At 53.9% G+C, this 13,265-nt stretch carries 11 protein-coding genes; 8 read left to right on the top strand and 3 right to left on the bottom strand.

Translation table 11 applies throughout. From position 1 onward, the window contains the following. Window positions 1–22: 22 nt before the first annotated feature. Together RSK20926_RS04960 and RSK20926_RS04955 are read right to left on the bottom strand one after the other, a co-directional pair. Window positions 23–1,216, bottom strand: a complete 1,194-nt coding sequence (locus RSK20926_RS04960; RefSeq protein WP_008204818.1) for an ABC transporter substrate-binding protein — start codon at window positions 1,214–1,216, stop codon at window positions 23–25. A 623-nt stretch (window positions 1,217–1,839) separates the two neighbouring features. Beyond that, complete coding sequence (locus RSK20926_RS04955; protein ID WP_008204817.1) at window positions 1,840–2,838, bottom strand: GlxA family transcriptional regulator; 999 nt, start codon at window positions 2,836–2,838, stop codon at window positions 1,840–1,842. A 195-nt stretch (window positions 2,839–3,033) separates the two neighbouring features. On the opposite strand from RSK20926_RS04955, the gene RSK20926_RS04950 reads away from it, so the two are divergent. Beyond that, window positions 3,034–4,410, top strand: coding sequence for a class II 3-deoxy-7-phosphoheptulonate synthase (locus RSK20926_RS04950; RefSeq protein ID WP_008204816.1), 1,377 nt, complete (start codon window positions 3,034–3,036; stop codon window positions 4,408–4,410). A gap of 214 nt (window positions 4,411–4,624) precedes the next feature. Here RSK20926_RS04950 and RSK20926_RS04945 read toward each other — a convergent pair whose 3' ends face one another. Beyond that, the gene (locus RSK20926_RS04945) at window positions 4,625–5,419 is read right to left on the bottom strand and encodes a PAS domain-containing protein (RefSeq protein ID WP_008204815.1); all 795 of its coding nucleotides are present in this window, start codon (window positions 5,417–5,419) and stop codon (window positions 4,625–4,627) included. 252 nt (window positions 5,420–5,671) lie between these two features. On the opposite strand from RSK20926_RS04945, the gene RSK20926_RS04940 reads away from it, so the two are divergent. The 7 genes from RSK20926_RS04940 (at window position 5,672) to pstA (ending at window position 13,253) form a co-directional block, all read left to right on the top strand. Then, the gene (locus RSK20926_RS04940) at window positions 5,672–6,568 is read left to right on the top strand and encodes a YicC/YloC family endoribonuclease (protein WP_037253777.1); all 897 of its coding nucleotides are present in this window, start codon (window positions 5,672–5,674) and stop codon (window positions 6,566–6,568) included. 16 nt (window positions 6,569–6,584) lie between these two features. Then, complete coding sequence (gmk, locus tag RSK20926_RS04935) at window positions 6,585–7,226, top strand: guanylate kinase (protein ID WP_008204813.1); 642 nt, start codon at window positions 6,585–6,587, stop codon at window positions 7,224–7,226. Further along, window positions 7,223–7,747: a gamma carbonic anhydrase family protein gene (locus tag RSK20926_RS04930; RefSeq protein ID WP_008204812.1), complete on the top strand. Its 525-nt coding sequence runs from the start codon at window positions 7,223–7,225 to the stop codon at window positions 7,745–7,747. Before gmk ends, RSK20926_RS04930 begins: the two co-directional genes overlap by 4 nt. A 106-nt stretch (window positions 7,748–7,853) precedes the next feature. Then, window positions 7,854–8,909, top strand: a complete 1,056-nt coding sequence (locus RSK20926_RS04925) for a sensor histidine kinase (RefSeq protein ID WP_008204810.1) — start codon at window positions 7,854–7,856, stop codon at window positions 8,907–8,909. A 349-nt stretch (window positions 8,910–9,258) separates the two neighbouring features. Continuing rightward, complete coding sequence (locus tag RSK20926_RS04920) at window positions 9,259–10,314, top strand: substrate-binding domain-containing protein (RefSeq protein ID WP_037253936.1); 1,056 nt, start codon at window positions 9,259–9,261, stop codon at window positions 10,312–10,314. 114 nt (window positions 10,315–10,428) lie between these two features. Further along, entirely contained in the window at window positions 10,429–11,907 is a 1,479-nt protein-coding gene (gene pstC, locus RSK20926_RS04915; RefSeq protein ID WP_037253933.1) for a phosphate ABC transporter permease subunit PstC, read from the top strand. Further along, on the top strand, window positions 11,907–13,253 hold the full coding sequence (gene pstA, locus RSK20926_RS04910) for a phosphate ABC transporter permease PstA (protein ID WP_008204807.1): 1,347 nt from the start codon (window positions 11,907–11,909) through the stop codon (window positions 13,251–13,253). The genes pstC and pstA overlap by 1 nt, the downstream gene beginning before the upstream one ends. Window positions 13,254–13,265 lie beyond the last annotated feature (12 nt).

Below are 13,265 nucleotides of genomic sequence, written 5' to 3'. Positions count from 1 at the left end.
ATCTAGATCCAAACCGGAGGGATCAGCGGAAGCGAAGGGTTACGTTCTTGCCTTCCTGAACTTCGATTTCGCGGTAGGAGCCTGCGCTCTCACCGGGGCCGATCAGCTCAACGCCGGTTGCTCCCTGATAGTCAATCTCACCGCCAGCGGCGAGGATTTCCAGTGCCTTGCCCAGTTCACCAGGGTTGATTGGCTCACCAGGTGCATTGGCAACATCCATGATCTTCGCGCCGTAGTCGGCAGGGTTCTTGGAGTTGGCGGCCTGCATGGCCAACATGATCAGTGCAGCGGCATCATAGGATTCAGAAGCATAAGCGGAGGTGCCATCAAAGCCGAGGTCCTTTGCCTGAGCCGCAAAGATTTCTGCGCCTTTGGAGTCGGAACCGGCAATCTGGCCATAGGAACCATCAAGATCGGAGCCAACGTTGGAAGGAAGGCTGTCGCCGATCATGCCACCGGGCAGGCCAAAGGTGTCAAATGCACCGGAGTCGAGCGAGGACTGGATGATGCCGAGACCACCTTGGTCCAGATAGCCCGCAACAACCAAAAGGTCGCCACCAGCGGAGGCCAGGGAAGCAACTTCTGCGGAATAGTCGCCTTTGCCGTCTTCGTGAGCTGCGACGATGGTTACGCTACCGCCAACACCTTCAAAGGAGGTCTTGATCGCATCGGCCAGGCCTTTGCCATAGTCGTTGTTGGTATAGGTCAACGCGATGGATTTCACACCACGCTCTTGTAGAATCTCTGCCATGACCTGGCCTTCACGCGCATCCGAAGGGGAAGTGCGGAAGAAGAGGCCGTTGTCTTCCATGGTGGACAGACCGGGAGAAGTCGCGGAGGGAGAGATCATAACCATGCCGTTGGGAATGGCAACGTTCTGAAGGATCGCGCCGGTCACGCCGGAACAGTCACCACCGATGATGCCGTTCACACCTTCGGCGATCAGTTTTTCGCCATTGGCTACCGCAAGACCGTTGTCGATGCAGCCGGTGTCGGCGCGCACTGGGGTAACGGTCGCGCTATCCAGCAGTTTTCCGGATTTGGTGACTTCTTCCATCGCCAGTTCAGCACCCTGCGCCATGGCAGGTGCCAGAGATTCAATAGGACCAGTAAAGCCAAAGAGTACGCCAAGCTTAACTTCTTTTGCGTGGCCACCGGCAAATGCAGTGCCAGCAGTAAGCGCAATAGCCGCAGTGGCCATAAGCAAATTCTTCATGTGATATCTCCCAATTTTTGGAACAAAACTGTTCACTTAGGACCCTAGGCAAGGAGAACGTAAAAGAAAAGTCTCCATCACCGGGCAGTTTTTCCTAGTTCAGTTTCGGTTCTATTTTTTGGGCCAGCCTGATTGGCTGACCTGATGAGGCGGATGCTCTACATGGTTTCCGCTATTAGGGGAAGAACTCAATAGTTTTTTTACCTTTCCGAAATGGTCTTTGACGGTTTTGCAGCCTCAGCTGACTGATTTTGATACCATTCAGTCCCGTGTCCTATCCGGGCGGCATTCGCACAAGTGCTTGAGGCTTAAAATAGTTTCCCTTCGGCTCAGTCATAAGAGCAGAAACATATTGAGTTCAGAGTCGCTGGGGCTGATTCTGGGAAAAATGTTGAGCAAGGGAATGATTGTAGTGGAGCTTTGATGCCTAACGGCGTTTCGAAGGGGGGGTGAAATCTACAAATACTGCACTGATTCCCATGTCAGGTTCTAATCAAGTGTGCACCTTGGGGAACATCGTGCATTTTGGGAAACTAAGGTTGTTACCCCTTAGAACAGGTTAAGCTTGGCGGCTTCCAAAAATGGATGTCGCCAAGCCGAATGCTAGAAACCAGAAAGCCGGACTAGGCGGAGCTCGATTTACTGCCGCGTTCCCGATAGGGCGTGGTTTCGTAGTGCGATCGGTAGCATTTTGAAAAATGCGAAGGGGAGGCAAAGCCACAGGCGAGTGCGACGTTGATTACACTCATATCGGTTTGCATCAAAAGGTTGCGCGCCTTCTGAAGGCGAAGCTCCATATAATAGCGTTTGGGGCTGCGGTTGAGATAGCGACGGAACAAGCGCTCCAACTGACGAGTCGACATCCCAACGTCCTGTGCCAGGATAGAGGGGCTGATAGGCTCTTCTATGTTGGCTTCCATCATCTGAATAACCAAGGAGAGTTTCGGGTGACGAACCCCGATCCGGGTCGGGATAGACAGGCGCTGTGTATCCTGATCGGTGCGGATCGAAGAGTAGATCAGCTGATCCGCAACCGAATTGGCAAGATCCTCTCCATGATCATTGGCGATCAGTTTGAGCATCAAATCAACGGAAGAGGTCCCACCCGCTGTGGAAAGCCTGTTATTGTCGATAACAAAAACCGATTTGGTCAGAGTCACGTCTTCGAACTCTTCGATGAAGCTGTCGATGTTTTCCCAGTGGATTGTAGCGCGCTTGCCATCAAGGAGCCCGGCCTTGGCCATGGTATAGGCGGCGGTACAGAGGCCACCGATGACCAGACCTTTGCGCGCTTCGCGACGAAGCCAGGCCAGGACCTTCTTTGTGGTGCTTGCCTGTACATCAACGCCTGAGCACAGGAGAATCGTATCGTCGCGTTGGAGGTCCAAGAGGTCGCTATCAACTTCGAAGGTAATACCGGCAGAACAGGTTACGGTTGAACCGGCCTCTCCCTGCAAAGTCCAAGAGTAGATTTCACGCCCGGCCATACGGTTCGCAATACGCAAGCATTCAACCGAGGAAGCAAGCGAAAGCATGGTGAATTTGTTCAGCAAAACAAAGACAAATCTCTTGGGCTGGCCGGCAGTATCATTGGTTCTTGTCGGCTTGCTCGTCGTTTGCATTGGGCACATCCTTAGCAAAGATTGAATGCACCGGGCGAGAACCCAATTGGTCCTCCCCGCGGAAAGTTCCCAAAACCGTGCTCACAGCTTTGCCTCCGGGTCAAGAGGGGGCAATTCTAAACTGGTCAGCAGCGACACGGTTTTGTATAGGTGGCTCCTGTTCAACAACTTAGACCTCTTAAGCGGAGAAAAGCTATGAGTAATTGGCAAAAATCGGCCTGGCGCAGCAAACCACGCGTGCAGATGCCCGACTATACCGATGCCGCGGCCCTAGAGGCTGTAGAAACCCAGCTTTCCAACTATCCGCCTTTGGTCTTTGCTGGTGAAGCACGACGGTTGAAACAGCACTTGGCGGCCGCCGGCCGGGGTGAAGCTTTCTTGTTGCAGGGCGGAGACTGCGCTGAGAGCTTTGAGCAGTTCAGCGCTGATGCAATTCGCGATACTTTCAAGGTTATGCTGCAGATGGCCATGGTTCTGACCTATGGTGCCAAGGTTCCAGTTGTTAAGGTAGGTCGTATGGCGGGGCAGTTTGCAAAGCCCCGTAGCGCGCCGACAGAAACCTTGGAAGGGGTGGAACTGCCCAGCTATCGTGGTGATATCATCAATGACCTTGCCTTTAACAAAGGTTCGCGGGTTCCCGATCCTTCGCGTATGTTGCAGGCCTATACTCAGGCTGCGGCGACTCTGAACCTGTTGCGGGCTTTCTCCACCGGTGGATATGCAGATGTGAATCAGGTCCATGCTTGGACCCTTGGATTTACCGAGGAAGAAAAAGCCGAATCCTATCGCGAGATGGCCAATCGGATCACCGATACGCTGGACTTCATGAAAGCAGCGGGCGTCAACAATGATGCGGCACATACGTTGCAGACTGTTGAATTCTACACCAGCCACGAAGGGTTGTTGCTGGAATATGAAGAAGCTCTGACGCGACTTGATTCCACGTCTGGCAAATGGCTGGCCGGTTCGGGGCATATGCTTTGGATTGGCGATCGCACACGTCAGCCTGACGGCGCGCATGTTGAGTTCTGCCGTGGTGTTCTTAACCCGATTGGTCTGAAATGCGGCCCAACAACAACTGCTGAAGACCTGAAGGTCCTTATGCAGCGCCTCAACCCAGAAAACGAGGAGGGTCGCTTGACCCTGATCGCACGTTTCGGTGCGGGCAAAGTGGGCGAACATCTTCCCCGTCTGATCAAGGCGGTAGAAGAGGAAGGGACCAAAGTCACCTGGGTTTGCGACCCGATGCATGGCAATACGATCAAGTCTTCCTCCGGCTACAAGACCCGGCCTTTTGACAGCGTGCTGCGCGAGGTCCAGGACTTCTTTGCAGTACATGCTGCTGAAGGCACATTGCCAGGTGGGGTTCATTTTGAGATGACCGGGCAAGATGTGACTGAATGTACCGGTGGTGTGCGTGCTGTCACAGATGAAAACCTGAGCGACCGCTATCATACAGCCTGTGACCCACGGCTGAATGCCAGCCAGTCCCTGGAACTCGCCTTTTTGGTGGCCGAAGAACTGTCCCAGCTGCGCAGCAAGCGCATTGCGAGTTCTGCCGAAGTCGGCTGAGCACACCACGTCTTTTACCCCTTGGTTTCAGGGGGAGCACAAACGAAAGCCACCCAGGGGAGAATCCTGGGTGGCATTTTTGTCAGAGAGTTTGGTGTCTTGTCAGAACAAGCGCGAAAACGGGAAGCGCCCCGGGAATTCTTCCGCGGGGCGCAAATCTAGCTATGACCAAATAGACTAGAATTCAGGTAAAATTTTCGACAATGGGTAGGCGCTAATCACGACTAACCACAAGACGCAGGTGGGATGCTTTGTTTTTGCTTTTGTGATCTGCCCGCGCAGTTCCTGCCAATGGCTTCTTACTTTCTTCCAGGAGACTACGCGCGGCCTGCAAGAAAGAGGGCTCTTCACTCTCAGAAGCGTTATCGCCATTGGTGTCTGGCACAGAAGCGGTGGTCTCAGCTAGACGGGGCTGTGCTTTGAATTCTGGTTCCTGGGAAACAGAATTGACCGCGCGCATTTCGATGGAAGAGATCGAGAAACGCTGAGAGGTTCCAACCGGGTTACCTTCGGAGACAAAGATGCCTAGAGCGCGACTGACATCGCCCAGATCACTACGAAGCGGCAAGAGTAGCATGCGGGCTTCTTGTGGGGTGCGGATACGGCTGCCTTCAGTCTGCATCTCAACTTCGATGATGGCGGGGGCTTCGAACATGTGCTCCAGTGCAGCACTCATCTGTTTGCGCGCATCCGGGGTAAAGAAGGCGGTGATAGGCATGCCACGCACTTCCATACCAGCCATTTCATTGACCTTTTGCCCTGCCAGGCGGAAACGTGCGATACCCGGTGCGACCCGTTCCAGGATGAAGGTCTGTGACAAGATGTTTTCCAACCCGCGTGGGTCAATCTGCGAGCGGTTGGGGATATCGTCGCCACGGCGCAGAGCAGTCCAATAGGCCTCGGCCTGACGCATCGCGGAAACGGGCACTGGGGTGCGGAAATGCTTCATGGAGACAACCTTGCCTTGGTTCTCATCGTGTCCGGGGTTTTTGCTACCGCCAAAAAACATGTGCTTTTCCTTAAACTGTCAGGGGATGACCCCTAGGGCACTCAAGAGCAATTTGGCAACTGCCCTTGTCGTACCGTTTAGATGGTTACCTTGCAGTTAACATGACATAATATAATTCAAATTTGGACCAAAACTTACCTGATTGGTTAACGCCTGGGTTTAGGAACCTATCCTTTTGCGCTTGCACACTACATATGAAGTATAGAGGAAAGGCGAGAGCGACTGCAAACTATATAGGAAAGGCCTGCGTTTATGACGATTTACAGCATGACTGGTTTTGCTTCGGGGCAGGGCGTGTTTGAAACGCATAGCTGGAGCTGGGAGTTGCGGTCGGTAAACGCAAAAGGTCTTGATCTGCGTTTGAGGGTGCCAGATTGGCTGGAAGGTCTTGAAACCCACCTTAGAAGCCGTTTGGGCAAATCATTGGCACGAGGTAATGTCAGTCTGAATCTGCGATTGGCGCGGCAGGATGACGGCGCAGGCTGCGTTGTATTGAACAAACCACTTTTGACTTCAGTGCTGGAGGCGCTTGCCGAAACCGAGGCGCTGGCACAGTCCAAGGGGATCGATCTTTCGGTGACCTCTGCCGCTGATCTGCTGTCCATTCGGGGCGTGCTGGAGCAAAGCCAAAGTCAGGATGACCCGGAGCCAATTGTAAATGAACTCAAGAAGGAGTTCGAAAACATTTTGACCGAATTCGTTCAAATGCGTGAAACCGAAGGGCAGGCGCTGACAAAAGTCTTAAGCGGGCAACTCTTGGAAATTCGCAGATTGACCGAGGAAGCGGCAAAAAGCGCTGAGGCGCGCAAGCCCTTCATTGAGGAAAACCTGAAATCAAATCTGAGCCGGGTTCTGGATAACGCCGATGGGGTCGCTCCTGAACGCATCGCGCAGGAACTTGCCATGTTGGCGGTTAAAGCGGATGTCACAGAGGAGATTGATCGGTTGGCAGCGCATGTGGTGGCTGCTGAGGAACTCTTGCGCAAGGGCGGCGCAATTGGTCGCAAACTCGATTTCTTGATGCAAGAGTTCAACAGAGAGGCCAATACGCTGTGCTCTAAGGCTCAGAATAGTCAGCTCACCGCAATTGGGCTGGAACTTAAGACCCTTATCGATCAAATGCGTGAGCAGGTACAAAACATTGAGTAACTCCAAGGAACATCACATGGCAGACCGGCGCGGCCTTCTGATCATCCTCTCTTCACCTTCCGGGGCAGGGAAATCCACGCTTGCAAAGCGGTTGCGGAGCTGGGACGACAGCATCCGTTTTTCGGTTTCGGCAACCACCCGGCAGCCCAGAACGGGTGAGGTCGATGGCGAAGACTACCACTTTACGCCAGTCGAAGATTTTAAAGCGGCTGTTGCCAGCAATGACATGCTGGAACATGCTCATGTGTTCGGAAACTTCTACGGCTCGCCCAAAGGCCCGGTCCGTGACGCAATCGAGGCGGGGCAGGATGTGCTCTTTGACATTGATTGGCAGGGTGCGCAGCAAATCCGCAATTCCGAACTGGGCCAGCATACGCTGTCGATCTTTCTGTTGCCGCCATCAATCACCGAGCTGCGGCGCCGTCTAGAAAGCCGTGGACAGGATGATGCTGAAACCATTTCGCGTCGTATGGAAAAGAGCTGGGACGAGATCAGCCATTGGGGCAGCTATGATCATGTCTTGATCAATGAAGATCTGGATGCGACCGAAGGCGCACTGAAAACCATCATCACCGCAACACGTCTGCGCCGGATACAACAGCCGCAACTAATGAGCCATGTACGTGTGTTGCAGACAGAGTTTGAGGCCATGTCATGACAATTTATGCTTTGGGAGCGCACCGACCAGAACTGCATGAGGACAGCTGGGTTGCGCCAGATGCCAACCTGATAGGGCAAGTTGTTCTGGAGCAGGGGGCCTCTGTCTGGTTTGGTTGTACAATCCGTGCGGATCACGAAGAAATTCGCATCGGTGAAGGCAGCAATATTCAGGAAAATGTCGTCATGCACATCGATGCGGGCTTTCCTTTGACGATCGGTCGTAATTGCACGGTCGGCCATAAGGTCATGCTGCATGGCTGCACCATTGGTGAAAACAGCCTGATCGGTATGGGGGCCACGGTTTTGAACGGTGCCAAGATTGGCAAAAACTGCCTGATTGGGGCAGGGGCGCTGATCACCGAAAACAAAGAGATCCCGGACAACTCTCTAGTGATGGGTGCTCCGGGCAAGGTCGTGCGAGAAGTCGATGAGGCGCTGGCCCAAAAATTGACCTTGAGCGCGATACATTATCAGGAAAACATGCGCAAATTCCGAGATGAGCTGGTGCCCGTTGGCTAATTCATGTCAGGGTTTGGCGTTGCGATCTTTTCGTGTCGCCTTGCAGTGCCACAAAGGCTTTACAATCTATCGCTAGATCTGACGGGTCATTTGCGTGGGGATCAGGATGCAGCAGGATGTGAACACCGGGTTTCTGGAGGCGATCCCGCTACCAGCGGTCCTGGTGGATCAATCAGAACGCCTAATCGCAGCCAATATGGCGAGTCAGGGACTGTTGGGGAAAAATCTGGTCGGTCGACATTTCGCGACCATTCTGCGCCAACCCGGCGTGATAGCGGCAATCGAAAGCTGTCTGGAAGATCGCAAACCGCGCAATGCTCGCCATTTGTCCAATGATGGTGCCCAAGATACAACCTATGATGTGACGCTAGGCTATGTACCATCAATCGGTGCGGTAGAGGCCGGAGCCGTATTGGTCACCTTTACGGATGTCAGTGAACGGGAGCAGGCGGGACAGATGCGTCGGGATTTTGTCGCGAATGTAAGTCACGAATTGCGAACACCGCTAACGGCGCTGGTGGGGTTTATCGAAACCCTGCAGGGCCCAGCACGCGAAGATAGCAATGCGCGTGACCGCTTTCTTTCTATCATGTCCGACGAAGCGGCACGGATGAACCGTTTGGTTGGGGACCTTTTGACTCTCAACCGTGTCGAAAGCAGAGAGCGCCAGCGTCCCAAGGAACGACTGGATCTTGCACTTCATCTCCAATCGGTTTTGAAAACCATGCAGCCCCTGGCGGAAAACAATTCGGTGACACTTAATCTTGGGCTTCCCGAAGGGGTGGAAAGCCCTGATGCATACGAGATTGCTGGTGACCCGGATCAGCTTTTGCAGGTTTTTATCAATCTGGTTGAGAACGCGATAAAATATGGTGGCGACCATGTTGAGGTCACGCTTGAATTCCTGGAGAGGGATCGCTCGCTTCGCGGACCGGCCGTTCAGGTCACGGTAAGAGACAATGGTCAGGGAATTGATCCGATCCATTTGCCTCGTTTGACGGAAAGGTTCTATCGTGCTGATAGCCATAGATCGCGTGAGCTTGGTGGAACCGGGCTTGGCCTTGCGATTGTGAAACACATCATCAGCCGGCATCGCGGCAGATTGCGTATCAATAGTGAAAGAGCCGTGGGCAGCACGTTTACAGTGTTGCTCCCACGTTGAGGTTTGGGGATTGCTCCAAAAGGATGCGACTTAGTCCAGCTCGCGCCTAAAACTTCCCGAAACGGTTATGCGGCTGTTTGGGGATTCTCCCATATTCCTGTCATTGCGGTTTTGGATAAAAGCCGGGCGAAGGCCAAAGCAGTTTGCGGAACTGTTGTAGGGCGGGTTTCAGTCGGCGGGACAGGCGGCGAAGAAAAGTTAAGCGAATTTGACATCGAATGTGCCTTTTGGCGGGGATTGTCATGTGGCTGTTACACTGGCGTCACAAAAGTCACATTCAGTAGCCATAGAAGGCCAGCAAGGTCACCAAACTGGTGGTCAGCACCTTCAAACTCTCATGGAGACACAGATGTCCTTTGTGAAACTGACAGCTTCCGCCCTGGCAATTGCCGCCGTTTCTGCCTCTTCCGCCGCTGCGCGTGACCAGGTTCAGGTTGCCGGTTCCTCCACCGTTCTGCCCTATGCCTCGATCGTTGCCGAAGCCTTTGGCGAAAACTTTGATTTCCCCACACCAGTTGTTGAATCCGGCGGCTCCTCTGCTGGTCTGAAGCGGTTTTGCGAAGGCGTCGGTGAGAATACCATCGACGTTGCCAATGCATCGCGCAAGATCAAGGCAAAAGAGGTCAAGGCCTGCGCCGAGAATGGCGTGACAGACATTATTGAAGTTCGCATCGGTTATGATGGCATCGTTTTTGCCTCTGACATCAATGCAAATAGCTTTGAATACACCCCAACTGATTGGTTCCTGGCGCTGTCTGACAAGATCATGGTTGATGGTCAGTTGGTCGACAACCCGAACAAAACCTGGGCGGATGTAAACTCCAACTTCCCAGCTGTTGAGATCCAGGCCTTTGTTCCTGGCACCAAGCACGGTACGCGTGAAGTCTTTGAAGACAAAGTGATCCTGGCCGGCTGCGAGGCAACTGGCGCCTTTGAACACCTGCTGGCCCATGCCGAAGGCGAAACCGCCAAGGCAAAGAAGAAAGCCGCAGAGAAAGCCTGTATCGCCCTGCGCACTGACGGGCGTTCGGTCGACATCGACGGCGACTACACAGAGACACTGGCGCGCATTGAAAGCAACAAAGATGGGATCGGCGTCTTTGGTCTGGCCTTCTATGAGAACAACACCGACAAACTTCAGGTTGCGACCATGTCCGGTATTGTTCCTTCGACCGAGAGCATCGCAACTGGTGAATACCCGGTGTCCCGCCCGCTCTTCTTCTACGTGAAGAAAGCCCACATCGGCGTGATCCCTGGCCTGAAAGAATATGCTGAGTTCTTTGTTGCAGAAGAGGTTGCCGGCGAAGATGGCCCTCTGGCGGAATATGGTCTGGTTGCAGATCCAGAACTGGAAGCGACACAGGAAGCTGTGTCCGACGAGAAAACTCTGGACAACAACTCCTGAACTCACCCTAACCACTAAGAGAAAAGGTCGGGGCGGTTCTTATCGCTCCGACATTGTCTCGAAGTCCTGCAGTTGGAAACTGACCAGACTGTGGATGAAATCTCGGAGCACCTGATGCCGACTTTCTGGCTCATCATCATTCTGCTTGCTCTTTCTGTTGCTGGCTTTTTGCTGGGGCGCCACCGTGCGCTGGCAACAGCTGACGGCGACATTCGTGCGCTGCACTCTTTGCCCTCTTACTATGGCGTTAATGTCGCCATGTGGGCGGGCGTTCCTTCCTTGGCGCTGCTCGCTAGCTGGCTATTGCTGCAGCCCATGCTCATTGAAACACGAGTGGTAAAATCCATCCCGGAAAGCATGTTTGCGGAAACAGGGTCGCTGAACCTTCTGATGTCTGATGTCCGCAGGCTGGCAGAGGGACTGGATCTGGCAGAAGAGCGCGGCTTGCTGAGCAATGATCAGATCAATGCTCTTGATCTGGAAAGCTCCAATCTGCGGGTTGAGCTGGGCACAATCGGCGTTGCCTTGGGATCAGAGATTTTGCCCGAGGTGCTCTCAGCCGCACAAAGCTATCGCGGTTTTTCCAAGACAGGCCATCTCGCGATGGTCGTCGCCTGTCTCGGTCTTGCGGGTGCTGGGTTTGTCTATGCTTTGCTCCAGACCCAAAAGGACCTGCGCGCACGCAATCTGGTTGAACGCGGCGCAATGGCCCTGTTGGTACTAGCAGCCTCTCTCGCCATTCTCACAACGGTTGGCATCGTGCTGTCGATGCTCTTTGAAACCGTGAATTTCTTTGGCTTGCACGCCTGGAGCGACTTTTTCTTTGGCACCACCTGGGCTCCGAACTTCCGGGGCGACAGTGAGCTGTCGATCCTGCCGCTTCTCTGGGGAACGCTCTATATTTCTGCAATTGCGCTGCTGGTGGCGGTACCCGTCGGTCTCTTTGCTGCGATCTACCTGTCTGAATACGCAAGCCCAGCCGTGCGAACCCTCGCCAAACCCTTGTTGGAGATCCTGGCGGGCATTCCGACTATCGTTTACGGCCTCTTTGCCTTGCTGACCGTGGGCCCCATGTTGCTGCGCTTTTTTGGGCAGGGGGAGAATGGTCTTCTGGGGCTTGATTGGATGAGTGGTGCTACCTCGGTGCTGACGGCAGGTTTTGTCATGGGCATCATGCTGATCCCCTTTGTTTCCTCCCTATCCGATGACATCATCAATGCGGTTCCTCAGACCATGCGAGATGGCTCACTGGGGCTGGGTGCGACAAAATCCGAAACCATCCGCCAGGTGGTATTGCCGGCCGCGCTGCCCGGCATCGTTGGTGCAATCCTGCTCGCAGCGTCGCGCGCGATCGGGGAAACAATGATCGTTGTGATGGGGGCAGGAGCAATTGCCAAGTTCTCTGGCAACCCATTTGAGTCGATGACCACCATTACCACAAGGATCGTCAGCCAGCTGACCGGCGATACCGATTTTGCCAGCCCCGAAACACTGGTGGCCTTTGCCCTCGGGCTTTCTCTCTTTGTGCTCACTCTTGGACTGAATGTTCTTGCCCTCATCATTGTGCGTAAATACCGGGAGCAATACGACTAATGACCGATCTAGGTTTCTCTCAGGCGCAACCAGTGCAGAACTCCCTGCTGACCGAAACTGCGCGGACCCGTAAACGCAACGCAGCGGAGCGGCGCTTTAGAGCGTTTGGCATTGCCGCCATTATGGTTGGCCTGTTGATGCTGATCCTTCTTGTCACGACTATTGTGAGCAAAGGGACCGGAGCCTTTCAGCAGACCTTCATCACCGTGAATGTTGAGTTGCTGGAAAGCAAACTCGACAAAAAAGGCAACCGGAACATCGAGGAGATCAAGAAGGTCACTACCTTTGGTTATGCCCCCTTGCTGAAAACCGCGATGAAGGATCTGGTTGCAGATCTGAGCATTGAGACCTCTCTGAAATCCAAGCATCTGGCGGCCCTTCTGTCCAAAAGTGCAGTTGCGGAACTGCGGGCCTATGTAATTGCGAACCCCGACCAAATCGGAAAAACCGTTGAATTTCGCTTTCTCGCCCAGAGCCGTGTTGATGGCTACTTGAAGGGGCGGGTGACCAGAGAGTCGGTTGTCAACGACAAAAACATCTCAGCAGAGCAGTTGGATCTGGTTGATGCCCTGGTCGCCGTCGGAACTATTGAAAAGACTTTTAACCTGGATTTTATCCTAGGGTCTGATGCGTCTGATCAGCGGCCAGAGGCGGCGGGAATTGGCGTGTCGATGGCGGGGTCACTCTTTATGATGATGGTGGTCCTTGCACTGGCGCTGCCCATCGGCGTTGCTGCTTCGATCTATCTGGAAGAATTCGCACCGCGCAATTGGCTGACTGATATCATTGAGGTGAATATCGCGAACCTCGCCGCGGTTCCTTCCATTGTTTTTGGTATCCTGGGGCTTGCGGTCTTTATCAACTACATGCACCTGCCCATGTCAGCGCCTTTGGTGGGTGGCTTGGTGCTGACCCTGATGACCTTGCCAACGATCATCATTTCAACCCGCGCCGCGCTCAAGGCTGTACCGCCTTCGATACGGGATGCGGCCCTTGGCGTTGGCGCTTCAAAGATGCAGGCGGTGTTTCATCATGTCTTGCCCCTGGCGGCGCCAGGTATTCTGACCGGCACCATCATTGGCTTGGCGCAGGCCCTGGGAGAGACAGCACCACTATTGCTGATCGGCATGGTGGGGTTCATCGCATCCAATGCGCCAGAAACCATCGCCGAAGGCTTGCTGTCGCCGAATTCAGCAATGCCTGCACAGATTTATGAATGGGCCAAGCGTGCGGATCCTGCGTTCTATGAGCGTGCCTGGGGCGGGATCATCATTCTTTTGGTCTTTCTCGTCACCATGAATACAATTGCGGTCATCCTGCGCCGCCGCTTTGAACGTCGCTGGTAGGGGCTCGAAAGG

The sequence above is a fragment of the Roseobacter sp. SK209-2-6 genome (genome assembly GCF_000169455.1).
GTDB lineage: Bacteria > Pseudomonadota > Alphaproteobacteria > Rhodobacterales > Rhodobacteraceae > Pseudophaeobacter.
This window is presented reverse-complemented; position numbering and strand designations above follow the sequence as displayed.

Bases quoted from the DNA above. Each gene is read 5' to 3' on its own strand.
- RSK20926_RS04950 (WP_008204816.1), top strand. From the start codon at position 3,034: ATGAGTAATTGGCAAAAATCGGCCTGGCGCAGCAAACCACGCGTGCAG.
- gmk (WP_008204813.1), top strand. From the start codon at position 6,585: ATGGCAGACCGGCGCGGCCTTCTGATCATCCTCTCTTCACCTTCCGGG.
- RSK20926_RS04940 (WP_037253777.1), top strand. From the start codon at position 5,672: ATGACGATTTACAGCATGACTGGTTTTGCTTCGGGGCAGGGCGTGTTT.
- pstC (WP_037253933.1), top strand. From the start codon at position 10,429: ATGCCGACTTTCTGGCTCATCATCATTCTGCTTGCTCTTTCTGTTGCT.
- RSK20926_RS04945 (WP_008204815.1), bottom strand. From the start codon at position 5,419: ATGTTTTTTGGCGGTAGCAAAAACCCCGGACACGATGAGAACCAAGGC.
- RSK20926_RS04955 (WP_008204817.1), bottom strand. From the start codon at position 2,838: ATGCAAACGACGAGCAAGCCGACAAGAACCAATGATACTGCCGGCCAG.
- pstA (WP_008204807.1), top strand. From the start codon at position 11,907: ATGACCGATCTAGGTTTCTCTCAGGCGCAACCAGTGCAGAACTCCCTG.
- RSK20926_RS04930 (WP_008204812.1), top strand. From the start codon at position 7,223: ATGACAATTTATGCTTTGGGAGCGCACCGACCAGAACTGCATGAGGAC.
- RSK20926_RS04920 (WP_037253936.1), top strand. From the start codon at position 9,259: ATGTCCTTTGTGAAACTGACAGCTTCCGCCCTGGCAATTGCCGCCGTT.
- RSK20926_RS04960 (WP_008204818.1), bottom strand. From the start codon at position 1,216: ATGAAGAATTTGCTTATGGCCACTGCGGCTATTGCGCTTACTGCTGGC.
- RSK20926_RS04925 (WP_008204810.1), top strand. From the start codon at position 7,854: ATGCAGCAGGATGTGAACACCGGGTTTCTGGAGGCGATCCCGCTACCA.